This is a genomic window from Streptomyces bottropensis ATCC 25435 (genome assembly GCF_000383595.1).
Classification (GTDB): domain Bacteria; phylum Actinomycetota; class Actinomycetes; order Streptomycetales; family Streptomycetaceae; genus Streptomyces; species Streptomyces bottropensis.
In genome coordinates this window covers 4,567,960-4,589,547 of sequence record NZ_KB911581.1, presented here as the reverse complement: position 1 = coordinate 4,589,547, position 21,588 = coordinate 4,567,960, and the positions used below count along the sequence as shown (strand labels likewise).

17 protein-coding genes and 2 pseudogenes are annotated in these 21,588 nt (G+C 70.2%); 9 read left to right on the top strand and 10 right to left on the bottom strand.

Annotated elements, in window-relative coordinates; all coding sequences use genetic code 11:
* Positions 1-221: 221 nt before the first annotated feature.
* Both STRBO_RS0120215 and STRBO_RS0120210 read left to right on the top strand, forming a co-directional pair.
* On the top strand, positions 222-2,636 hold the full coding sequence (locus STRBO_RS0120215; RefSeq protein ID WP_020114686.1) for a penicillin acylase family protein: 2,415 nt from the start codon (positions 222-224) through the stop codon (positions 2,634-2,636).
* 97 nt (positions 2,637-2,733) lie between these two features.
* Positions 2,734-3,549, top strand: a complete 816-nt coding sequence (locus tag STRBO_RS0120210) for an SAM-dependent methyltransferase (RefSeq protein WP_005474419.1) — start codon at positions 2,734-2,736, stop codon at positions 3,547-3,549.
* Positions 3,550-3,622: 73 nt separating this feature from the next.
* On the opposite strand, the gene STRBO_RS0120205 is transcribed toward STRBO_RS0120210, so the two are convergent.
* Positions 3,623-5,275 (bottom strand): acyl-CoA synthetase, encoded by a 1,653-nt coding sequence (locus STRBO_RS0120205; protein WP_020114685.1) that lies wholly within the window; start codon positions 5,273-5,275, stop codon positions 3,623-3,625.
* Complete coding sequence (locus STRBO_RS0120200; protein ID WP_020114684.1) at positions 5,272-6,384, bottom strand: NAD(P)H-dependent flavin oxidoreductase; 1,113 nt, start codon at positions 6,382-6,384, stop codon at positions 5,272-5,274. The genes STRBO_RS0120205 and STRBO_RS0120200 overlap by 4 nt, the downstream gene beginning before the upstream one ends.
* Positions 6,385-6,581: 197 nt before the next feature.
* Between STRBO_RS0120200 and STRBO_RS0120195 the strand changes: the two genes are divergently transcribed.
* On the top strand, positions 6,582-8,420 hold the full coding sequence (locus STRBO_RS0120195) for a serine hydrolase domain-containing protein (RefSeq protein ID WP_028796761.1): 1,839 nt from the start codon (positions 6,582-6,584) through the stop codon (positions 8,418-8,420).
* A 50-nt stretch (positions 8,421-8,470) separates the two neighbouring features.
* On the opposite strand, the gene STRBO_RS0120190 is transcribed toward STRBO_RS0120195, so the two are convergent.
* Both STRBO_RS0120190 and STRBO_RS44710 read right to left on the bottom strand, forming a co-directional pair.
* Positions 8,471-10,096, bottom strand: coding sequence for a phytoene desaturase family protein (locus tag STRBO_RS0120190; RefSeq protein WP_005474428.1), 1,626 nt, complete (start codon positions 10,094-10,096; stop codon positions 8,471-8,473).
* Positions 10,097-10,280: 184 nt separating this feature from the next.
* Positions 10,281-10,493, bottom strand: a pseudogene (locus STRBO_RS44710) (hypothetical protein); the annotation flags it as partial.
* 34 nt (positions 10,494-10,527) lie between these two features.
* Here STRBO_RS44710 and STRBO_RS45940 point away from each other — a divergent pair.
* Positions 10,528-11,173: pseudogene (locus STRBO_RS45940) on the top strand (oxygenase MpaB family protein).
* On the opposite strand, the gene STRBO_RS0120180 reads toward STRBO_RS45940, so the two are convergent.
* Complete coding sequence (locus STRBO_RS0120180; protein WP_005474432.1) at positions 11,055-11,525, bottom strand: MarR family winged helix-turn-helix transcriptional regulator; 471 nt, start codon at positions 11,523-11,525, stop codon at positions 11,055-11,057. The pseudogene STRBO_RS45940 and the gene STRBO_RS0120180 sit on opposite strands and share 119 nt — an antisense overlap.
* 63 nt (positions 11,526-11,588) lie before the next feature.
* Between STRBO_RS0120180 and STRBO_RS0120175 the strand changes: the two genes are divergently transcribed.
* Both STRBO_RS0120175 and STRBO_RS44705 read left to right on the top strand, forming a co-directional pair.
* Entirely contained in the window at positions 11,589-11,957 is a 369-nt protein-coding gene (locus STRBO_RS0120175) for a VOC family protein (RefSeq protein ID WP_005474434.1), read from the top strand.
* Between the two features lie 321 nt (positions 11,958-12,278).
* Positions 12,279-12,404 (top strand): helix-turn-helix domain-containing protein, encoded by a 126-nt coding sequence (locus tag STRBO_RS44705; protein WP_005474436.1) that lies wholly within the window; start codon positions 12,279-12,281, stop codon positions 12,402-12,404.
* Between the two features lie 592 nt (positions 12,405-12,996).
* Here STRBO_RS44705 and STRBO_RS0120165 read toward each other — a convergent pair.
* On the bottom strand, positions 12,997-13,722 hold the full coding sequence (locus STRBO_RS0120165) for a hypothetical protein (RefSeq protein ID WP_020114681.1): 726 nt from the start codon (positions 13,720-13,722) through the stop codon (positions 12,997-12,999).
* A gap of 278 nt (positions 13,723-14,000) precedes the next feature.
* Here STRBO_RS0120165 and STRBO_RS0120160 point away from each other — a divergent pair, with 278 nt between their 5' ends.
* Positions 14,001-14,438 (top strand): VOC family protein, encoded by a 438-nt coding sequence (locus STRBO_RS0120160; protein WP_005474438.1) that lies wholly within the window; start codon positions 14,001-14,003, stop codon positions 14,436-14,438.
* A gap of 135 nt (positions 14,439-14,573) precedes the next feature.
* Here STRBO_RS0120160 and STRBO_RS0120155 read toward each other — a convergent pair whose 3' ends face one another.
* Positions 14,574-15,800 (bottom strand): IS110 family RNA-guided transposase, encoded by a 1,227-nt coding sequence (locus STRBO_RS0120155; protein WP_005474440.1) that lies wholly within the window; start codon positions 15,798-15,800, stop codon positions 14,574-14,576.
* A gap of 1,028 nt (positions 15,801-16,828) precedes the next feature.
* Here STRBO_RS0120155 and STRBO_RS0120150 point away from each other — a divergent pair.
* A complete protein-coding gene (locus tag STRBO_RS0120150) occupies positions 16,829-17,716 on the top strand; it encodes a universal stress protein (RefSeq protein ID WP_020114680.1) in 888 nt (295 codons plus the stop codon).
* Between the two features lie 46 nt (positions 17,717-17,762).
* Here the strand turns inward: STRBO_RS0120150 and STRBO_RS0120145 are convergent, their stop codons facing one another.
* Entirely contained in the window at positions 17,763-18,788 is a 1,026-nt protein-coding gene (locus tag STRBO_RS0120145; RefSeq protein WP_005474443.1) for a 6-phosphofructokinase, read from the bottom strand.
* A 356-nt stretch (positions 18,789-19,144) separates the two neighbouring features.
* A complete protein-coding gene (locus STRBO_RS0120140; RefSeq protein ID WP_005474444.1) occupies positions 19,145-20,218 on the bottom strand; it encodes a zinc-dependent alcohol dehydrogenase family protein in 1,074 nt (357 codons plus the stop codon).
* 131 nt (positions 20,219-20,349) lie between these two features.
* On the opposite strand from STRBO_RS0120140, the gene STRBO_RS45935 reads away from it, so the two are divergent.
* Positions 20,350-20,871, top strand: a complete 522-nt coding sequence (locus STRBO_RS45935) for an STAS domain-containing protein (protein ID WP_078531348.1) — start codon at positions 20,350-20,352, stop codon at positions 20,869-20,871.
* Positions 20,872-21,050: 179 nt separating this feature from the next.
* On the opposite strand, the gene STRBO_RS0120130 is transcribed toward STRBO_RS45935, so the two are convergent.
* Positions 21,051-21,557 (bottom strand): flavodoxin domain-containing protein, encoded by a 507-nt coding sequence (locus STRBO_RS0120130; protein WP_051085242.1) that lies wholly within the window; start codon positions 21,555-21,557, stop codon positions 21,051-21,053.
* Between the last annotated feature and the right edge of the window lie 31 nt (positions 21,558-21,588).

The window sequence follows — 21,588 nt, the reverse complement described above, 5'->3', positions numbered from 1 at the left end:
CTTCGTCCACGTTTCCGACGCCCGATCCTCGTTCCGTCCCACGAGCGAGGTCAAGCGCGCCACCCGCGCGGCCGGAATCCGGCACGCATGGCGAGAAGTGGCTCAACTCCGACCGCCGGACGACGAGTCACCTTGAGGGAAGATCCCGCACCCGTATGGACTACGCAGACACGTGTCGACATGCTCAACCATCCTTTTCCACAACGATGTTGGGAGCCCGTATGCGCACCCGCCTCAGACAGTCGGTGGTCTCGGCCGTCGCCCTGCTCACCGCCTTCGCCGTCCTGCCCTCGGCCACCGCCGACGACGCGCGAACCGGTGAGCGCCGGACCTCCCACGGCGGCCTGTCCGCCGTGATCCGCTACACCGAGTACGGCGTACCGCACATCGTCGCGAAGGACTACGCGAACCTCGGCTTCGGGACCGGCTGGGCGCAGGCCGCCGACCAGGTGTGTGTCCTCGCCGACGGGTTCGTGACCGTGAGGGGGGAGCGCTCCCGCCACTTCGGGCCCGACGCGGCACCCGACTTCTCCCTCTCCTCCGCCTCCAAGAACCTCACCAGCGACCTGTACTTCCGGGGCGTCCGGGACGCGGGCACCGTACAGCGGCTGCTGGACCGGCCCGAACCGCTCGGGCCGAGCCGTGCGGTCAAGGACCTGATGCGGGGCTGGGCGGCCGGCTACAACGCGTGGCTGAGGAAGAACCGGATCACCGACCCGGCCTGCGAGGGCGCCGCCTGGGTGCGGCCGGTCTCCACGCTCGACGTCTTCTCCCGCGCGTACGCCCTCGCCGTGCTCGGCGGCGAGGGGCGCCTGGTGGACGCCATCACCACCGCGCAGCCGCCGGTCCCCGGCACCACGGACAGGGCCACCGCCGCGGACCCCGCGGCCGCCGCCCGCGCCGCGCGCGAACTGTTCGACGCCGCCGACGCGGACATGGGGTCGAACGCCGTCGCCTTCCGCGGCGACACCACCGCGAACGGCCGCGGCCTGCTGCTGGGCAACCCGCACTATCCGTGGGCCGGCGGCCGTCGGTTCTGGCAGGCGCAGCAGACCATCCCCGGGGAGCTGAACGTCTCGGGAGGGTCGCTGCTCGGCTCGCCGATCACCCAGATCGGCTTCAACGCGAAGGTCGCGTGGAGCCACACCGTGGCGACCGGCGTCCCCATGAACGTCCACCAGCTGACGCTGGACCCGGCCGACCCGACCACGTACCTGGTGGACGGCGCGGCGGAGCGGATGACGAAGCGGACCGTGACCGTCGGCGTCAAGGACGGCTCCCCGGTCACCCGTACCCAGTGGTGGACCCGCTACGGCCCGGTCGTCACCTCGCTCGGTGCCGATCTCCCGCTCCCCTGGACGGCCGGCACCGCGTACGCGCTGAACGACCCCAACACGGCGAACATCCGCTTCACCGACACCTCGCTGGGCTTCGCCAAGGCCGGCGGCACGGCGGACGTCCTCAGGTCCCTCGCCCGGCACCAGGGCCTGCCCTGGGTGAACACCGTGGCCGCGGACTCCGCCGGACACACCCTGTTCACCCAGTCGCAGACGCTGCCCCGGATCACCGACGACCTGGCGGCCCGCTGCTCGACGCCCCTGGGCAGGGCCACGTATCCCTCGGCGGGCGTCGCGATCCTGGACGGTTCCCGGGCCGACTGCGCGCTCGGCAGTGACGCCGACGCCGTGCAGCCGGGGATCTTCGGGCCCGCGAAGATGCCGACGCTGAAGGACGCGCCGTACGCGGAGAACTCCAACGACAGCGCGTGGCTGGCCAACGCGGACCAGCCGCTGACCGGGTACGAGCGGGTCTTCGGCAACCTCGGCACGCAGCGCTCGATGCGCACACGCGGCGCGATCGAGGACGTGGCGGCGATGGCGGACGAGGGCGGCCTGACCGTACGGGACCTGCAGCGGCAGCAGTTCGCGAACCGGGTGCCCGCGGCCGACCTCGCCGCCCGGGACGCGGCGCGGGCGTGTGCCGCGCTGCCGGGCGGCACGGCGAGCACGGGTGACGGCCAGGCGGTCGACGTCTCCGAGGCGTGCCGGGTGCTGCGCGCCTGGAACCGGACCGCCGACAGCGACAGCCGGGGCGCGCTGCTCTTCGACCGGTTCTGGCGACGGCTGAACGCCGTGGTGCCGCGCGCGCAGCTGTGGAAGGTGCCGTTCTCGGCGGCGGACCCGGTCGGCACCCCGAACACGCTGAACACCGACGTGCCCGGCTTCGGGACGGCCCTCGCGGAGACGGTGACGGAACTGCGGGCGGCCGGCATACCCCTGGACGCGAAGCTCGGCGACCACCAGTTCGTCGTACGCGACGGTCGACGCATCCCCGTGTCCGGCGGCACGGAGTCGCTGGGCGTGTGGAACAAGATCGAGTCGTCCTGGCGTCCGGCCGAGGGCGGCTACCCGGAGGTCTCGTCGGGTTCCAGCCATATTCAGGCGGTCGGCTGGGACGGCGGCCGCTGCCCGGTGGCCCGCACGCTGCTGACGTACTCGCAGTCCTCCAACCCGAACTCGCCGCACCACCTGGACCAGACGCGGCTGTTCGCGGCGGAGAGGTGGGTGACGTCCCGCTTCTGCGAGAAGGACATCCTGTCCTCGCCGAAGCTGAAGGTGGTCCGTGTGAGCCAATGAGCGAAGGGAGGTGGTGCCGCCCCGTCCGGGGCGGCACCATTTTCATGGCGGCACCTTGCCGTTGGCATATCACCGCTTTCCCCGAGGAGGCCGCCCGGTGGCGCAGGACTCGTTACGTCCGTGGACGGATTCGACCGCCAGGATCGACACGACGGTGCCGCACTCGGCCCGCATCTGGAACTACTGGCTGGGCGGCAAGGACAACTATCCCGTCGACCACGCGGCGGGCGACGCCTTCCGCGCGGTGTTCCCCGGCATCACCGACCTGGCCCGCGACTCCCGGGCCTTCCTCGGCCGCGCGGTCACCCATCTCGCCGCCGAGGCGGGCATCCGCCAGTTCCTGGACATCGGCACCGGTCTGCCGACCGCCGACAACACCCACGAGATCGCCCAGCGGGTGGCCCCGGAGGCGCGGATCGTCTACGTGGACAACGACCCGCTGGTCCTGACCCACGCGCGGGCGCTGCTCACCAGCACCCCCGAGGGGGCGACCGACTACGTCGACGCCGATCTGCACGACCCGCGGACGGTCCTGCGGGAGGCGGCCAGGACGCTGGACCTCTCCCAGCCGGTCGGGCTGACGATGATGCAGGTCAGCGGGCACATAGCCGACTATGACGAGGCCCGTTCCATCGTCGGCTCCCTCATGGCCGCCCTGCCGTCCGGGAGCTACCTCGCGTTCAACGACAGCGTGGACACCCACGAGGACAACGCCGAAGCCACCCGCGGCTACAACGAGAGCGGCGCGGCCCCCTACCACCTGCGCGGCCCGGCCGAACTCGCCGGCTTCTTCGACGGTCTGGAACTGCTGCCGCCGGGGGTGGTCCCGCTGAACGACTGGCGGCCGGACCCCACGGCGGCCGGCGGATCCGGCGAGGTGATCGCGGTGGGCGGGGTGGCCCGCAAGCCATGAGGGCCGCGCGCGCATGCCCTGAGAACCGTGCGCGAGCCGTGCGGCCCGCGCACGGCACGCGCGACAGCGGCCCTCAGACGGCCTTCTGCCGTCCCTCCCAGTACGGCTCGCGCAGCCGCCGTTTGTAGAGCTTGCCGTTGGGGTCGCGCGGCATCGCCTCGGTGAAGTCGACGCTCTTCGGCCGCTTGTACCCGGCGAGCCGACGGGCGCAGTGGGCGAGGATCTCCTCGGCGAGCCCCGGCCCCGGTGCGAAGCCGGGGGCGGGCTCCACCACGGCCTTGACCTCCTCGCCCCAGTCGTCGTGCGGGATGCCGAAGGCGGCGGCGTCGGCGACGGCGGGGTGGGTGAGCAGGGCGGACTCGATCTCGGCGGGGTAGATGTTGACGCCGCCGGAGATGATGAGGTCGATCTTGCGGTCACGGAGGAAGAGATAGCCGTCCTCGTCGATGAGTCCGAGGTCGCCCACGGTGAAGAAGTCGCCGATGCGGTTCTTGCGCGTCTTGCCCTCGTCCTTGTGGTAGGAGAAACCGCCGGTGCTCATCTTCATGTAGACGGTGCCGAGTTCACCGGGCGGCAGCCGGTTGCCGTCGTCGTCGAAGACGGCGAGTTCGCTGATGGGCCAGGCCCTGCCGACCGTGCCGGGCTTCTTCAGCCAGTCCTCGGCGGTGGCGAAGGCGCCCCCGCCCTCGCTGGCCGCGTAGTACTCCTCCACACACTCGCCCCACCACTCGATCATGGCCCTCTTCACATGGTCCGGGCAGGGCGCGGCCCCGTGGATGGCGTGCCGCATGGACGACACGTCGTAGCGGGCGCGCACCTCCTCGGGGAGGGCGAGCAGGCGGTGGAACTGGGTGGGCACCATGTGGGTGTGCGTGCAGCGGTGGGCGTCGATGACGCGGAGCATCTCCTCGGGCGTCCACTTGTCCATCAGCACCAGTCGGTGCCCGATGTGCAGGGAGGCGCCGGCGAACTGCAGGACGGCCGTGTGGTAGAGCGGCGAGCAGACCAGGTGGACGTTGTCGTCGAAGGGCCTGATGCCGAAGATGCCGAGGAAGCCGCCGAGGTAGGACTCCTCGGGGAGCTTGCCCGGTAGCGGGCGGCGGATGCCGCGCGGGCGGCCGGTGGTGCCGGAGGTGTAGTTCATGACCCAGCCGAGGGTGCGCTCCCCGGGCGCCGACCCGGGCTGTCCGTCCAGGAGTTCGGCGTACGGGCGGAAGCCCTCGGCCGTACCGACCGTGTAGCGGTGGCTCGCGGGGAGCCTCGCCTCGTCGGCCGCGCCCCGGGCCGCGTCGGCGAACCGCTCGTGCGCGATGAGCACCTTGGCGCCCGAGTCGGAGACGATCCAGGCGATCTCTGGGCCCATCAGATGGTGGTTGACGGGGACGAGGTAGAAGCCGGCCTGGGTGGCGGCGAGGTAGGCGGTGAGGAACTCGACACCGTTGGGCAGGACGACGGCGAAGGCGTCACCGCGCTCCAGCCCGGCTGCCCGCAGTCCGTGCACCAGGCGGTTGGTCTCGGCGTGCAGACGCCCGGCGGTCCATTCCTGCCCGTCGGGGGCGATGAGCACCGCACGGTCGGGGTCGGCGGTGGCCTGGGCCCAGAAGCCTTGGGGAGGCTGGGCGTTCGGGGCTCCGCCCTGCGCGGGCCGGCTTCGAGGGGCACGGCCCTGGGAGGGGTCCTGGGCGGGTCGGTCCTGGGCGGGTCGGTCCTGGGGGGCTCGGCTCACTGTCCCTCGCTCCTTCCGGCGATCCGGTTGATGCGGTCCACGGCCTGCTCGAAACCCCGGGTGAGGTCGTCGAAGACGGCCTGGACGCTGCGTTCGCTGTTCATACGGCCGACGATCTGGCCGACCGGCGTGCCGAGCAGGGGCTCCACCTCGTACTTCTGGATGCGGGAGACCGCCTCGGCGACGAGCAGGCCCTGGAGGGGCATGGGGAGGGTGCCGGGTCCGGTGGGGTCGTCCCAGGCGTCGGTCCACTCGGTACGGAGCTGGCGCGCGGGTTTGCCGGTGAGGGCGCGGGAACGGACGGTGTCGCCGGAGCCGGCGGCGAGCAGCTTCTCGATCAGCCGGGGCGAGGACAGTTCGGCCTCGGTGGTGGTCAGCCACAGCGAACCGAGCCAGACCCCCTGGGCGCCGAGCGCGAGGGCGGCGGCCACCTGCTGTCCGCTGCCGATTCCGCCGGCGGCGAGGACGGGCAACGGGGCCACGGCGTCGACCACTTCGGGGGTGAGGACCATGGAGGCGATCTCGCCGGTGTGGCCGCCGGCCTCGTAGCCCTGGGCCACGACGATGTCGATGCCCGCCTCGGCGTGCTTGCGGGCGTGGCGGGCGCTGCCGGCGAGCGCGGCGACCAGGACGTCCTGTTCGTGGGCGCGGTCGACGACGTCGGCGGGCGGGGAGCCGAGGGCGTTGGCCAGCAGCTTGATCGGGTAGTCGAAGGCGACGTCGAGCTGGCTGCGGGCGACCTGCTCCATCCAGCCGGTGATGCGCCAGCCGGAGGCCTCGCCCTCGGCCAGCTCGGGCACGCCGTACTTGGCGAGGGTCTCCTGGACGAACTGCCGGTGCGAGTCGGGGATCATGGCCTCGACGTCGGCCTCCGTCACCCCTTCGACCTTTTTGGCCGGCATGACGACGTCCAGTCCGTACGGCATGCCGTCGACATGGGCCTCGATCCAGTCGAGGTCGCGCTTGAGATCGTCGGGGGCCGTGTAGCGGACCGCGCCCAGCACCCCGAAGCCGCCTGCCCGGCTGATGGCCGCCGCGACCGCGGGGAACGGCGTGAAGCCGAAGACGGCGTACTGGACTCCGAGTGTGTTGCTCAGCTCCGTCTGCATGGTGCGCAGGATGCCGTAGTCCTCCGGACGAGGGAAGAGTTTTTCTGATGCACCGTCAGATTCTGTCGGTGTCTCGGGCATCGTCGTGGGTGCGGGGGCGCGTCGCTGATCCGCGGGTGGCCGACGGGTGCCTGTTCCGTGGGAGCCGGGCGCGCGGTTCCTCGCGCCCTTGGGGGGTGGATGCTTGACTGGGTTTCATGAGTGCAGCTGTGGGGGGCTCGGGGTCCGGGATGAGTCGGCGGCAGCTCGGCCGGCGGGTGTTGGCGGTCGGTGGAGGGCTCGCCGCGCTGCCCTTCCCCGCCGGGGCGGTCGCCTCCGCCTCCGCCTCCGCCTCCGGGGGTGGTCGTCCGACGCTGCGCCACGGTTCTCCCGAGCGGGCCGGACTCCTCCCCGAACCCCTGGATCGGCTCGTCACCGATGCCGAGACGTTCCTCGAACCCTCGCCCAGGCACCCGTGGTACGCGGGCGCCGTCCTGCTCGCCGGGCGGGGCGGGACCGTCGCCCTGCACCGGGCGATCGGGATGGCGGTGCGGTACTCGGCGTACGACGAGAAGACGGACACGGGGGTGGAGTTCCCGGCGGACCGGCGGATTCCGATGACGCGGGACACCGTCTTCGATCTGGCCTCCGTGTCGAAGCTGTTCACGTCGATCCTCGCGGTGCAGCAGATCGAACGGGGCGCGCTGGAGCTGGAGGGCAGGGTCGCCACGTACCTGCCGGAGTTCGGCGCGGCGGGCAAACAGGACATCACCGTGCGCCAACTGCTCACCCACACCTCCGGTTTCCGGCCCTGGCTCCCGCTCTACAAAGAGCCGACGCACGAGGGGAAGCTCCGGCTCGTCTGGAACGAGGCGCCGCTGAACCCGCCAGGCACGACGTACCTGTATTCGGACCTGAATCTGATCTCGTTGCAGCTCGTCCTGGAGGAGATCACCGGTCTCGGTCTGGATCAGCTGCTCCGAAACGAGATCACCGCTCCACTCGGGATGCACCGCACTCGCTTCAATCCGCCGGCCTCCTGGAAGCCCGGCATCGCGGCGACCGAGGACGCCCGCCTGCCCTGGTCGGGTCTGGACCGGGGGCTGGTGTGGGGCGAGGTGCACGACGAGAACGCCTTCGGTCTCGGCGGGGTCGCGGGCCATGCAGGTGTCTTCTCCAGCGCCTGGGACCTGGCCGTCCTGGGCCGCACCCTGCTGAACGGCGGTGTGTACGGCAGGGCCCGCATTCTCGAACCCCGTTCGGTGGAGCTGATGTTCACCGACTTCAACACGGAGTTCCCCGGCGACGAACACGGGCTGGGCTTCGAGCTCTACCAGCACTGGTACATGGGCGCGATGGCCACCCCGCGCACGGCGGGACACACCGGCTTCACCGGCACCTCCCTCGTCCTGGACCCGACCACCGACTCCTTCCTCGTGGTCCTCGGCAACTCCGTCCACCCGGTGCGCGGCTGGCGGTCCGGCTCCGCGCCCCGGGTCGCCGCCGCGAACAGCCTCGCCCGCGCCGTTCCCGTACGCCCCGCCCGGGGCCGCGCCTCCTGGTTCTCCGGCATGGCGTCCGCCACCACGGCGACCCTCGCGCTCCCGCCGCTCGACACCACCGGAGCCGGGAAAGCCACCGTCACGGACTCCGCCTCTCCCACCGCCTCCGGGCGGCCCCGCCTGCGGTGCGCCCTGTGGTGGGACACCGAACCCCAGGCCGATGCCGTCTTCCTGGAGACCTCCGCCGACGGCGGCGACACCTGGCTGCCGGTGGCCTTCACGACCGTCCGGGACGGGGAGGCGCCGCTGGAGCATCCATCCGGGTCGGTCACCGGCTGGTCGGGCCGGGCGTGGCACCGGGTCACCGCGGAGTTGTCGGGGGCCGCCGGGCTCACGGTGCGCTGGCGCTGCACGACCGACCGGCAGTACGTCGGTCGTGGGGTGTACGTCGACGGGCTGCGGGTCTCGGCGGGAGGCAGCACCCTGTTCGACGAGTCGCGGCCGGCGGACGCGGGGCGGATCACGGCGGTGGGCTGGACGGCCGCCGCCGACTAGCGGGGCGAACGGGGCGGCGCCCTGCAACCGGACCTGCGCGGACGTGCCGCCTACGCCAGGCGCGGGCCGTCCGCCCCGGACCCCTCCAGGACCGCCATGGCCGCGTTGTGGCCCGGGACCCCGCTCACCCCGCCACCGCGTACGGCGCCCGCGCCGCACAGCAGGACGTTGGCGTGGCGGGTCTCCACACCCCAGCGGCCGGTGCCTTCCTGCGTGTGGGGCCAGGCGAGGTCGCGGTGGAAGATGTTGCCGCCCGGGAGGCCGAGGTCGCGTTCCAGGTCGAGGGGGGTCCTCGCCTCGATGCACGGGCGGCCGTCGGCGTCGGTGGCCAGGCAGTCGGCAAGGGGCTCGGCGAGGTGGGCGTCGAGCTGGGCGAGGGTGGCCTTGAGGAGGTCCTCGCGTACGGCGTCGTTGTCGGCTTCGAACAGCCGCGCGGGCGTGTGCAGGCCGAACAGGGTGAGCGTCTGGTAGCCCTGGTCGACCAGGTCCGGGCCGAGGATGGTCGGATCGGTGAGGGAGTGGCAGTAGATCTCGGAGGGCGGGGCCTCAGGGAGCACACCGGAGGCGGCCTGGGCGTGGGCGACGGCCAGTTGGTCGTATCCCTCGGCGATGTGGAAGGTCCCGGAGAACGCCTCACGCGGGTCGACGGACTGGTCACGGAGCTGCGGAAGTCGCGTGAGCAGCATGTTCACCTTGAGCTGGGCGCCCTCGGCGGGGGTGGGTGGTGCGTCGCCGGTCAGCGCGGCCAGCTCCTGGGGCGAGGCGTTCACCAGGACGTGCCGCGCGGCGACGGTGCCCTCCGTGTCGGCCGTCCGGTAGGTGATCTCGGCGGACCGTCCGTCCGTCGCGATCCGCCGCGCCTCGTGACCGGTGGCGATCACGGCACCCGCCGCGCGCGCGGCCGTGGCCAGCGCGTCCGTGAGCGCGCCCATGCCGCCTACCGGCACGTCCCAGGCTCCCGTACCGCCGCCGATCACGTGGTAGAGGAAGCACCGGTTCTGGCGGAGGGAGGGGTCGTGGGCGTCCGCGAAGGTGCCGATGAGCGCGTCCGTGAGGACGACACCGCGCACGAGGTCGTCGGTGAACCTCGCTTCGACGGCCCTGCCGATCGGCTCCTCGAACAAGACCCGCCACGCCTCCTCGTCGTCGATACGCCCGCGCAGGTCGTCGCGGGTGGGCAGGGGCTCGGTGAGCGTCGGGAACACCCGTTCGGCGACGCGGCCCGTCATCGCGTAGAACCGCTGCCACGCCTCGTACTCGCGGCCCGAACCCGTCAGCCGCGCGAACGCCTCGCGGGTACGGCGCTCTCCGCCGCCGACGAGCAGGCCGGTGGGGTGACCGTCGCGCTCGACGGGGGTGTACGACGAGATCGTGCGGCCGCGGACGCGGAAGTCGAGGTCCAGGTCCCGCACGATCTTCCGGGGCAGCAGGCTGACCAGGTAGGAGTACCGCGACAGCCGGGCGTCGACCCCGGCGAAGGGCCGGGTGGACACGGCGGCTCCGCCGGTGTGGTCCAGCCGTTCCAGCACCAGCACGGAACGCCCGGCGCGGGCCAGGTAGGCGGCGGCGACCAGGCCGTTGTGGCCGCCGCCGACGATCACCGCGTCGTACGTGTCGTGGGGCCGGGGTCCGGCCGGACGTCCGGGGCGGTCGGAGTGTGCGGGGGTGGCAGGCATGGCTCTTGGTAACACGCGATGATCGAGGTCGGCCAGGGGGGCGGGCCGGCTGGATCAACGCCGCCGGGGCGGTGGGCCTCGGGCGTACGGGGCGGGGGCCGTCCGTCGGACGGCCTCCGCCGGGCGACTCCGTCGAACGGCCTCCCGGTGCTCGCCTCTCCCCCGGCCCGTCCAGTATGACGGCCTATAACCTGACTTCGTACGGTGCGGGACGGGAACCGGGGCCGAGCCGTGCCATGGCGCGGAGGATGTGCTGGGGCGGGAGTTGCCAGCGCAGACGGGCGGGGACGCGGCGCAGAAGGGTGCCGGTGCGCCGCAGTCGGCGGGTGACCACGGCGGGCGCGGGGGCCTCCCTGCCGTACAGCTCTTGGGCGTACGGAGGCAGGGAGGCGCACGCCTCCGACTTCCGCAAGGACGCCTGGGGCAGGCTGATGTGCACGGCGGACTTCGTCGGCACGTCGACGTACGGCACCACGGAGGCGGCCGAGCGGGCGGGTGCCCGCGTCCGGAAGATCCACCGCCTGCTCGGCGGTCGAACACCGCGTCAGCGCCCGCCTGGTGGTCCGCGACCCCGACGACGTACCGGGCGACCGGGCCGAGCTGGCGGCCTACTTCGAGAAGGTCCGCCCCGAGCTGGCCGCCGGACCCGAGGCGCGCGACCTCGACGACTTCCTGCGCCGGCCGCCCACCCACCCGGGCCCGAACAGGCCGGGGTCGGCCGCAGGCGGACGGCTGCGGGCGTTCACGCGGTCAGGTGGGACCGCGGCGGCCCGGTGCCTGTGGAGCATCACGTCGACCCGCGCCGGTGCCGACCGGCTTCAGCCGCGTGCGGGGTTCTCCGCGGAGCCTTCTTGCCACATCGGTACACGAAGCGCCGCCGATTCACCCTCGTGCGAGCGGACGCGTGCGCCGCCTCCACGGGGCAGCCGCGATCTCCGGGGAACGAACTCTGCGCCCGCTACGCACCACCGTCGCTGTCGCCGTCGCTGTCGCCGTCGCGCAGGGAATGGATCATGCTCCGCAGGATGCGGAACGCCTCCGACTGCTCGGTCTCGGTCATCCCGGCCAGCATCCTGACCTCGACCGACCGGACCGCCACGGTCGCCTTCTCCAGGCTCCGTCGGCCGCGCGGCGTGAGCCGTGCGGGGAGAGCCTTCCCGACGGGCGCCTCCGCGGGCCTGGTCACGTAGCCGTCCCGTTCCAGGGCCTGGAGCAGCACGTTCATCGACTGCCGCGTCACGAACGCGCCCCGCGCGAGTTCGGAGTTCGACAGGCCCGGTCGCTGGGCCAGCAGTTCGAGACAGGAGTAGTGCGTCACGTTCATCCCGAGCGGCCGCAGCACCTCCTCCATGGCCGCGCGCAGGACGCTCGACGCCTCCTTCAACAGGTAGCCCAGCGACGTCTCCAGGTCCACACCGTCTTGATTCATGTCAGTACTTTGACATAGGTTGACCTGTGTCAGAAAGCTGACACGAAGAAGAGGAGCATCCGCATGCCCGTCACCGGTCCCGACTTCATTTCCCTCCAGGCGCGCGACCTCGACGCCTCACGGGCGTTCTACGAGCAGTACCTGGGCCTCGTCCGCTCGCCGGCCGGCCCCCCGCACGCCGTGGTCTTCGAGACGAAGCCGATCGCGTTCGCACTGCGCGAAATCGTTCCCGGCACCGATCTCGCATCCGTCGCCCAGCCCGGCATCGGCGCCGCGATCTGGCTCCACGCCACCGATGTCCAGGCCATTCACGACGCCCTCGTCGCCGACGGTCACACCATCGTCTCCGGGCCGATCGACGGCCCCTTCGGCCGGACCTTCACCTTCGCCGACCCCGACGGCTACCAGATCACTCTGCACGACCGCACCTGACCGGCCGGACGCCGCCGGACGATCACCCGTCCCTCGAAGACATCTCGCTGGCGCACGGCCGGTACGGGCCGGCTGTGACCGGGAGCGATAGGTGGCACAAGGCAGTGTTCGTGACCTGCACTAATGCCAAGTAGCTTCAGCGGCTGGAGGCACGGAATCAGAGAGATAGTTGGCACTTTGGTACAGCGCAGGTCACGAGGGATGCCGATATTGATCCGAAACGGTAGGTGTTCTGGGTCGTTGGTCCCTGCGTGAGCGAACTCGTGGGGATTGCGCGGCAGTTGTCGCCGTCTGCGCAGGAGGCCCTTCGGGCTGCGGGCGGTGGCCGCACTGGTGGCGGGCCGGACTCGCGAGGATGTCGCGGCGGTCTTCCAGGTCTCGCTCAAGGCGATGGACAACTGGTGGGCGAAGTGGCTGACCGGCGGGCTTGAAGCGCTGGTGGCCTAGCCGCGTGGGCGCCGGGCCGGCGAGCATCGGGTTCTCGGTGCGGTCGAGCAGCAGGCGGTTCTGGATCACCGTCCCTGTGACCTGGGGCTGGCGGGGCAGTTGTGGACGCGGGCCGGGCTCGGGGGTCTGATCGCGAAGCTGTACGACACGCCGGCCGTGTGGAAAGTGGAAGGAGCTTGCCCTAAGGACCGATCACGCCGAGCGCGCGTACTCTGCATCGACCAGCCCAGCCGCAGCCTTCACGATGCTGCAGTGCCTGCTCCGGATCCAGTTCCCGGTCGGCCGAAAGGCCGCAGGCTGCGACCAGGCGAGCCTGCAGCTCAGCCGATCCTTCCCGAGGATTGTCTCATCCCGCCGAGTACGGGCCTGTTCGCGAGAGAACACCCCGTACAAGGAGTGGGCAGACGGGCGGGTGTGTTCGGCTTCTCTGCGCCGAGGGGTCGGTGTTCGTGGCGGTACTGACTGGTGCACTACTTGCCATGCCTCAGACTCTCAGGCCGAGGCATGCGGGGATGGCCAAGCCGCCCTCCATCCCACTCACTGGCGCTGCCGGGTCCAAGACTGGCGAATGGGAGTACCCGCGGTCGCCGGCCTACTCGGATTGCACCTCACGAACTCGGCCACGGAACACGCGCCAGCGCCTCTCGTTCTCATGCACAAGAATTGCTGATTCCGCCATCAGGTCGGCAGCCCTGTCGAGCAGCTCAGAAGCCGAATAAAGGTAGGCAGGGGCCTTTCGTTCGCCTCGTAGGTCGGCCCGAAGTGCTGTCGGCGAGAAGTCGACTTGGGCCAGCAGGTCCAAGGCCCGGCGCAGCAGTCGCGCGACCAGAGCCTGCATGCCCGCCGACTGCCAGTCATTGGCGATGATCCGGTGCCGCTCTCCCAGCAGGTCGGCAAGGGCCGGATAGGCAGCCAAGTTTCCAGCCATGTCCCAAGCCTTTTCCATCGCCTGGGCCAGCCAGTCACCGCCCTGCTGGGTCTCATCGGCGAGCAGGGTGACTTGGCGCTTCAGCCTTTGGAGTTCGGTAGGCTCGCCCTCGCCTTCCATGAAGAGGATTCCCGACTCCGCTACGAGCCCTGGCGCGTTCAGGTCCTCCGTGCCGGCGAACGCGATCGGCGACGTCTGTTCACCGGCCTCGACCACGCTCCATCGGTCGGCCAGTGACTTAAGCGCCCGAGACCGCGCCTGGAGCTCGCCCGCCTGTTGCAAAGGCGCTTGCGAGTAGTACTCCTCATGCTCCCGATGGAACCGCGAGAGGTTGTCGATCACCTGTAGCAGCGGCTCCGGTGGGGTGAGCTGCGCCTCGTCATCGGGCATGCCAGTAGCCTGCACCTCGTCTCGCGCCAAGGGCCGCGGGGCACGCCCTCCAAGGCAGACACCATCACTCGTTCGGTGGAAACGACATCACGCGCCTCGCCCACACCCATGCGAAGTTGGAACCGACACCACTCTCGAGGGGGTCAACTTTCACGGTTCAGCCGCCGCCGACACCGATTCCTAATGCCGTTCGTCAAGCCGCGGCGCACGCTTGAGGTAGCGGGCAGGAGGTGTCGGAGGTGCGCGGTACAGTCCGTTCATCCGGCTGGGGAGGGCTCATGGGGACCAAGTGGAGCTTGACGATCGACTGCGCGTACCCGGGGAAGCTGGCCGCGTTCTGGGCGCTGGCGTTGGGCTACGAGGAGAAGCCCGCGCCCGCAGGGTTCGGGAGCTGGGAGGAGTGGTTCTCGCATCATGAGGTTCCGGAGGACGAGTGGGATGACGGGGCGTACCTCTCAGATCCTGACGGCGTGGGCCCTACCTTGTCCTTCCTGAAGGTGCCGGAGCCGAAGGTGGCGAAGAACCGGCTGCATATCGACGTGCAAGTTGGTGGCGGCCGTGAAACCCCGTGGGAGGTGCGCTGGCCGCGCGTGGTCGAGGCGGTGGAGCGGTTGACCGCTGCGGGCGCGACCGTGGTCCGCGAGGACGAGTTGCAGGGCAGGCCGGATCACGTGGTGATGGCAGACCCGGAAGGTAACGAGTTTTGCCTGGTCTGACGGGGTCGGTCAGACCAACTGGCCGCGCGCAGCGTGTCGCGTCCCTTCCTATGCGGCAGCCCTTGCCGGCGGAGCTGGCTCGTAGCGCCGTCCGTCGCGCAAAAGGGCCCAGAGACACCTCACGGCGCTAAGTCGTCAAGCAGCTTCGAGAAGTTGTGTGGGGAAGGCGAGGTTCTGGTCGAACAGGATGTGTTTCTGGAGGCAGTGGTAGAGCTGGCCGATCATCTTGTTGAAAAGGTTTCTCTGAGCGGCGGCGTGCCAGTCCCCGGCCTCGCGGCGTCGGTCGTAGTGCGCCTTGGCCCCGGTAGAAGCGGTCAGGGCTGCGAAGGCCCAGAGGTATCCGGTGTGGTTGAGCCGGTCGTTCTTCACCCAGCGTCTGGTGATGCTGGACTTCTTCCCGGAGGCCCTGGTGATCGGGGATGCGCCGGCGTAGGCCTTCATGCCGCGGGCGGTGGTGAAGCGGGTGTGATCGTCCCCGATCTCAGCGAGGATCCGGGCGCCGAGCTGGGTTCCGAGTCCGGGGAAGCTCAGGATGATCTCGGCGTCCGGGTGCTGAGGGAAAGCCTCTTCCACCGCCTCGGCGAGCTGGTCGGCGGCGATGCAGGCGGCGCTGAGCTGCCGCAGCAGGGCGAGCATCTGCTTGCCGAGCGCGTCCTCGACCAACGGTGGCTGGTGCGCGTATTCGGCCCGCAGGACCTCGCGGATGCGCTCGGCGTCGGCATCGATCCCGCGCTGGCGGCCGGCACGCTTGAGCGCCGAGCGCAGTTGCGCAAGCGACAGCCGGGCAGCCCGCGAGGGGGTGGGGGCGAGCTCCAGCAGGACGCGGGTCTCGGGGCGGCAGAGACCGTTCTGCCAGTGCGGGTAGGCGTCGAGGGCGGCGGGGAAGTACTCGCGCAGGAGCGAGCGGAGCTGGTTGGCGAGCTGCTGCCGGTTCCAGACGGCGTCCTGCTGGGCGCGGGCGAGGACAGCGATGGCGCGGGCGAGATCGCTGTCCTGGGGCAACGGCCGGTGGGCGTGCATATCGGTGCGGAGGATGTTCGCCAGGACGAGGGCGTCGCCAGGGTCGGACTTCTTCCGTGTGACCGCGTGGCGGTCGCGGTAGCGTGCGGCGGCCATCGGGTTGATGGCGTAGACCTGGCGCTTGCCAGTGCGCAGGACCGCGACGAGCAGACCGCGGGAGGTCTCGATGGCGACCGGGATCGGGTTGTCCTCGGTGTCGCCGTGCTCGGCGAGCAAATCCAGAAGGATCTTGTAGCCGGTCGCGTCGTCTGTGATGTGGCGTTTGGCCAGGAGCGTGCCGTCGTCGTCGACCAGGGCGACGTCGTGCGTCCTCTCGGCCCAGTCAATGCCGCAGTAGATCAACTTCCCTCCTCTATGTGCGGGTGTTTGCGCTGGTCACGAGCGCATGCGGGCCACGCAGCGACCTAATTCCAGGCCTCGGTCAAGGAACGGGCCGACACCTCACAAGCCGTTCGTGGCACCAGCTCACCGCACGGGCCCCGGTCTGTTCCCAGAGCTCAGACGACTCGGGGAATGCAAGAGATCACCGTGCGACGGGCTCGCACCACCAACTCCAACGAGTGATCAAGCGAACGGTGTTGACGCCGCTGGTGGCCGTGAAGGCGCCGAACGCCGCCGATCTTGGCGGAGACATCATGGCCGGGCTGAAAGAAGGCGTGCGTCCGGAGCCCACACAACCACCAGCAGCGTCAGCGCTGGGTGGGTGGCGGCCACGAGAGCACCGAATGGCGCCGCTCTCTGGGAAGGCATCTTGGCCGTGACGTTGAGAGGTATCCACCGGAACTCACGAGGCCATCACCCGCCAGCTGGGTTGCGCAGCCGTACTCGTCGCAGACCTACGGCCCGGTGGAGTGCAGGCGTCACAACCTGTTCGAACCAACTCACCGACTGGCGAGAGCCGGTGAGCTCCTAATTCGTGAGCAGGTTGTTCCGAATCAGCCCCCCAGCCGGGCTGGACTCTGGGCAATCCGGTCAACGGGCCCCAGGCCGAGCTGGTGCGGGTTCCCTTCGCCGACCACTCCAGCCACCGGCGGCCGTTGAACGTCCCGCGCGATGAAGCGCTCCTGCTGGCCGAGCTCCTCCCCACGGCTTGCGAGGTCGGGATACGCAACGGCCACGTGAGCCCGGGAGACATCGTGGTCGTGGTCGGTGCGGGTCCCGTCGGTCTCGCCTCGGTGATCATCGCACGGCTGTACTCCCCCGGCGGATCATCGGGTTCCCGCAACTGCCGGGCTCATGTGAGGCCGTGCGCGCCGTTTCACCCGCATCCGGTCCGGACGCCTGAGAGGTTCTGGCGTGGAACAGTGGAAGACAGGAGACGCGGGCCGTGTGGCAGCCACGGAGATGCAGGCCGGGCGAAGGAGGACGTGATGAATCACCCTGTGCTGGTGGGTATCGACGGGTCCGCGCATAGCTCGGCGGCGGCCGACTGGGCCGGGCGGGAGGCCGCGCTGCGCGACGTTCCGCTGCGCCTGTTCCACGCCTCTCCACCGCTTCCGGGAGCGACCGTACCGGGCCCGGCCCTGGACAGGCTAAAGCACATGGGTACGCGGGTGCTCCGGCAGGTGGCCGACGCCCTCGGCGACCTCCACCCGGATGTCGAGGTGCGGGCCGAGCAAACTGATGACGCCCCGCCTGAGGCTCTCCTCGCCGCGGCCCGCGATGCCGAGCTCCTCGTCGTCGGCACACGGGGGACGGGCGGTTTCGACGGTCTCGCGGTCGGCTCGGTGGCCCTGCGGATGGCGGCTGCAGCCCCGTGCCCCGTCGTGTTGATTCCCCACCGGCCCGGCCCCTTCAGAGAAGTGATGCACGCGGCACGCGGTGTTTCCCCGGTCGTGGTGGGGTTCGACGCGCATCACCCGGTGGGTGAGGCGGCGGACTTCGCGTTCTCGGCCGCGGAGGCACGCGGAGCACTCCTCCGGGTGGTGCAGGCATGGGCGTTTCCTGCCGAGGCCGTCTCTCCGCAGACGCTGGTGGTGACCGAGGAGGACCGGGCCACATGGGAGGACCAGGAGGTCTTGCGGCTCTCCGACGCGGTGTGCGCATGGCAGGAGAAGCACCCCCGTGTGACGGCCCGTACCGATGTCGTACTGCTCCATCCCGCGGAAGCGCTCTTGAACGCGTCGCGGAGTGCGGACCTGCTCGTCGTGGGGCGCCGCACCGATCCCCAGGGGGCCGAAGGCCGCCTGGGCCCGGTCACGCACGCCGTACTACACCACGCTCGCTGCCCGGTGGCAGTCGTCCCGCACGCCGGATAGCGGCCGACCCGAGGTCCGGTGACGATCCGGTGAGTACCGGGGCCGGTCAGCCGAAGAACACCTCGAACTCGTCGTACAGGGACGGATCAACCAGCTTGGTCTTCTCTGTGGCATCGGCGAGGGGCAGACGGACGATGCGGGTGCCCTGCAGGGCGACCATGACGCCGAAGTCACCGTCCTTAACCGCGTCGATGGCGTGCAGCCCGAAGCGCGTGGCCAGCCACCGGTCGAAAGAGCTCGGGGTGCCGCCTCGCTGGATGTGACCCAGCACCGTGGTGCGGGCATCCTTGCCGGTGCGTTCCGAGATCTCCTGGGCCAGCCATTCGCCGATGCCGGACAGCCGCACGTGGCCGAACTCGTCCAGCGACCGATCCTTGAGGACCATCTGTCCCTCTCTGGGAACAGCTCCTTCGGCCACGACGATGATCGGCGCATAGTTGATCTTGAACCGGCTCTTCACCTGCTCACAGACCTGATCGATGTCAAACGGGCGCTCCGGTATGAGGATCACGTTGGCTCCGCCCGCGATGCCTGCGTGCAGGGCGATCCACCCAGAGTGCCGCCCCATCACCTCCACCACAAGGGCGCGCATGTGTGACTCGGCAGTGGTGTGGAGCCGGTCGATGGCCTCGGTCGCGATACCGACGGCTGTGTTGAAGCCGAAGGTGTAGTCCGTGCCGGAGACGTCGTTGTCGATGGTCTTCGGTACGCCCACCAGCCGGATCCCCTGCCGGCTCAGCTCTGTGGCCACGCCGAGCGTGTCCTCGCCGCCGATCACTACGAGCGCGTCCACGTCGTGCGCGGCAAGGGTGTCCTGCACGCGTCGCAGCCCGTCCTCGTGCTTGAACGGGTTGGTGCGGGAGGAGCCGAGGATGGTCCCGCCGCGAGGAAGAATTCCCCGCACGTTGGAGATGTCCAGCGGCATGACAGCATCCTGGAGCAAACCGAGCCAGCCGTCCCGCACGCCGACGAAGTCGGCGGCGTATTCCTGGACGCCTTTGCGGACGACACTGCGGATCACGGCGTTGAGGCCCGGGCAGTCACCGCCACCGGTCAGTACTCCGACCTTCATGGGCTTTCTCCCATCCGCTGGTCACCCCGCTCGCCTGGTCGTGGCCTTCTCAGCGATCGAAAACAGCCGTCGGGGCAACATGGACCACCTTCTTCCAGCCTCCCTCCGTTCGATCCACAGTGGCCACTCGACGAGCACCGGGTTCAGGCGGCTCGCTCGTGGGGCTTCTGTCAGGCCTTCGGATCGGCCTCGAACCCGGTGGACACGTAAAACCGGGCGCGGCACGCCCACATCGGTCAGCTCGGTGCCTTCCCTGCTCCGGCCAGCCCGAGGAAGACGCCGGAGGCCACTCACCGGATGGCCTTCACGGCATACGACGATGCCACCTCGGTCACGCCCCCTCAGCTCTCTCTTCGTCAGGCCGTCCCTGCCGGAACGAGCTCCTCGTGTTGTTCCTCGCCGAGCACGACCTTGATCGCACCCGTGTCGGCCGCCTTGGCGAAGACGTCGTATGCCTCCTCCATGTGGGGCAGCGGGAAGGTGTGCGTGACCAGCCGTTCGGTGGGCAGCCGGCCGGCGGCCGCCATCCGCAGCAGATTGGGGGTGGAGTACGTGTCCACCAGGCCAGTGGTGATCGTCACGTTCTTGATCCACAGGTCTTCCAGGTGAAGGGTCGCGGGCCTCCCGTGCACGCCGACGTTGGCCACGTGACCACCAGGTCGCACGATGCGCGTGCACAGCTCGAAGGTCTCCGGAACGCCGACGGCCTCGACGGCCACGTCCGCGCCCAGTCCGTCGGTGAGATCCGCGATCAGCTGCTCGGGGTCCTCCCGAGCGTCCACCACCGCGTCCGCGCCGAGTTCCCTGGCGGCGTCCAGCCGTGCGGCCGCGAGGTCCACGGCGATGATCCGCTCCGGCGCGAACAGCCGAGCCGTGGCGATGGCCGCGAGGCCGATGGGACCGGCGCCCACGACGGCGACGGTGTCCCCGGGCCGTACGTGCCCGTTCAGCACGCCCACCTCGTACGCGGTCGGGAAGATGTCGGCCAACAGCACGGCGTCCTTGCTGTCCAGGGCGCCGGGCAGTGGGTGCACGGACAGGTCGGCGTACGGCACGCGGACGTACTCGGCCTGGGTGCCGTCGATCAGGTGGCCGAGGATCCAGCCTCCGCCGCCCCGGCACTGCCCGTACGCACCCTCCCGGCAGTACTGGCAGCGACCACAAGCGGTTATGCAGGAGACCAGCACCCGGTCCCCAGGCCGCACGGTCCGCACGTCACCGCCGACCTCGACGATCTCGCCGACCGCCTCGTGGCCCAGCACGGTGCCCGGGCGCACCTCGGGGACGTCGCCCTTGAGGATGTGTAGGTCCGTACCGCAGATGGTGACGGCGTCGACACGCACGATCGCGTCGGTCGCTTCCTTGATGCCGGGATCCGGGACATCCTCCCAAGCCGACTGTCCGGGGCCGTGGAAGACATAGCCCTTCATGGCGTTCCCACCTTCCTACTACGACACAGTGACGAAAATGCCTCGTATATCCAGATTGCCGTGCACAGAGGGAAGGCGCTTGAGCCGGTCGGCCCTACCGCACACCCCATTAGCCCGGCTTTGCTGGCGCCATGTCCGACATCCTCATCAGGTCCACCCCGCTTCCCACGGAGCGCACCGCCGGCGGGACCGCCGTCGTGACAGTGCGAGGCGAGATCGACCTGCTCACTACACCAGGACTGGCGGCACGCCTCGACAGGCTGACCGCCGGTCCCTGCCCCGACCTGGTCGTGGACCTGCGTCCGGTGTCCTTCATGGACTGTGCCGGGCTGGGGGTCCTGTGCCGGGCTCGGAACCGGGTCTCAGCACGGCACGGCCGACTCCGCCTGGTCACCGACAGCACCGGTTTCCGGCGGATCCTCCGACATGTCGATCTGGCAGGAGTCTTCGAAGTGCTCCCGTGCCTGCCCGAGGGCGTGGCCGAAACGCCGACCACGGACGCCGACGAAGCCACGGCGGGCCGACCGCACTCGCTCGGTGGAGGATCCGTTGGTCCCCTCCGAGGGCCAGGGCGAACAGCGACCGGCGCTGCTGCTTTGCCTCACGGTCCGTCCATGTCACAGTGCTCCGCCGACTATCAGGTTGATGCTTGACCGGCTGGACCACGGCGAGGGAGTGCGGCCAGGCGAGTGGGGCGCATGCACCAACAAACCGGCGAGCCCCACGGAGGCAGCAGCCGAGGTCCGTCTCGCCCTCCCGCGAGGGCGGCTGTGGCAGCCCTCGTCCTTCACCAGCAGCCTCCGCTCCCCGCGTCAACTCGTGAGCTCCTGGCCTATCCGTGCCGCCCACGTCTCGATCCGGTCGAAGTCGCGGAAGTCCCCGCCCTCATCTGATCGAAGTCGCGAAAGTCCCCGCCCTTCCCGAAGGAGACAATCTTCCGGGCGATGAATCCCTTGGCCCCCTCCCCCAGGCAGCCGCCGAACGTGACATGTTCCTCGACGTCGAGCCGGATCATGGTCCGGCGGACACCTGGAACGGGTGGGATCTCGCGTTCCGAGGCCGAGGCGTCGAGGGGCCCGCTGCTGAAGAGCCACAGCGGACGCTCGGCCAACTCGCGGGCGTATCGCCGGACGAAGCGCCGTGCGTCCTTGTGCCAGCGCCCCGCGTACAGGCCACCGCCGACCACCACGACGTCGAAGGACTCCAGATTTGTGACGGATCGGGCAGGCATCGCCTCGACCGTCAGTCCCTCCCCGCGCAGGACGTCGGCAATGGCCTCCGCGATCTGCGCGGTCGACCCGTTCGTCGTTCCGTAGGCGACCAGCACCTTGTTCAGCATGACGGTCCGCCTCCTCTCACAGCCTTCGTAT

What these genes read in the sequence shown, in the direction of transcription:
- STRBO_RS0120215 (WP_020114686.1), top strand. Translation starts at nt 222, where the DNA reads ATGCGCACCCGCCTCAGACAGTCGGTGGTCTCGGCCGTCGCCCTGCTC.
- STRBO_RS0120200 (WP_020114684.1), bottom strand. Translation starts at nt 6,384, where the DNA reads ATGCAGACGGAGCTGAGCAACACACTCGGAGTCCAGTACGCCGTCTTC.
- STRBO_RS0120195 (WP_028796761.1), top strand. Translation starts at nt 6,582, where the DNA reads ATGAGTGCAGCTGTGGGGGGCTCGGGGTCCGGGATGAGTCGGCGGCAG.
- STRBO_RS0120190 (WP_005474428.1), bottom strand. Translation starts at nt 10,096, where the DNA reads ATGCCTGCCACCCCCGCACACTCCGACCGCCCCGGACGTCCGGCCGGA.
- STRBO_RS0120180 (WP_005474432.1), bottom strand. Translation starts at nt 11,525, where the DNA reads ATGAATCAAGACGGTGTGGACCTGGAGACGTCGCTGGGCTACCTGTTG.
- STRBO_RS0120175 (WP_005474434.1), top strand. Translation starts at nt 11,589, where the DNA reads ATGCCCGTCACCGGTCCCGACTTCATTTCCCTCCAGGCGCGCGACCTC.
- STRBO_RS0120165 (WP_020114681.1), bottom strand. Translation starts at nt 13,722, where the DNA reads ATGCCCGATGACGAGGCGCAGCTCACCCCACCGGAGCCGCTGCTACAG.
- STRBO_RS0120160 (WP_005474438.1), top strand. Translation starts at nt 14,001, where the DNA reads ATGGGGACCAAGTGGAGCTTGACGATCGACTGCGCGTACCCGGGGAAG.
- STRBO_RS0120150 (WP_020114680.1), top strand. Translation starts at nt 16,829, where the DNA reads ATGAATCACCCTGTGCTGGTGGGTATCGACGGGTCCGCGCATAGCTCG.
- STRBO_RS0120145 (WP_005474443.1), bottom strand. Translation starts at nt 18,788, where the DNA reads ATGAAGGTCGGAGTACTGACCGGTGGCGGTGACTGCCCGGGCCTCAAC.
- STRBO_RS0120140 (WP_005474444.1), bottom strand. Translation starts at nt 20,218, where the DNA reads ATGAAGGGCTATGTCTTCCACGGCCCCGGACAGTCGGCTTGGGAGGAT.
- STRBO_RS45935 (WP_078531348.1), top strand. Translation starts at nt 20,350, where the DNA reads ATGTCCGACATCCTCATCAGGTCCACCCCGCTTCCCACGGAGCGCACC.
- STRBO_RS0120130 (WP_051085242.1), bottom strand. Translation starts at nt 21,557, where the DNA reads ATGCTGAACAAGGTGCTGGTCGCCTACGGAACGACGAACGGGTCGACC.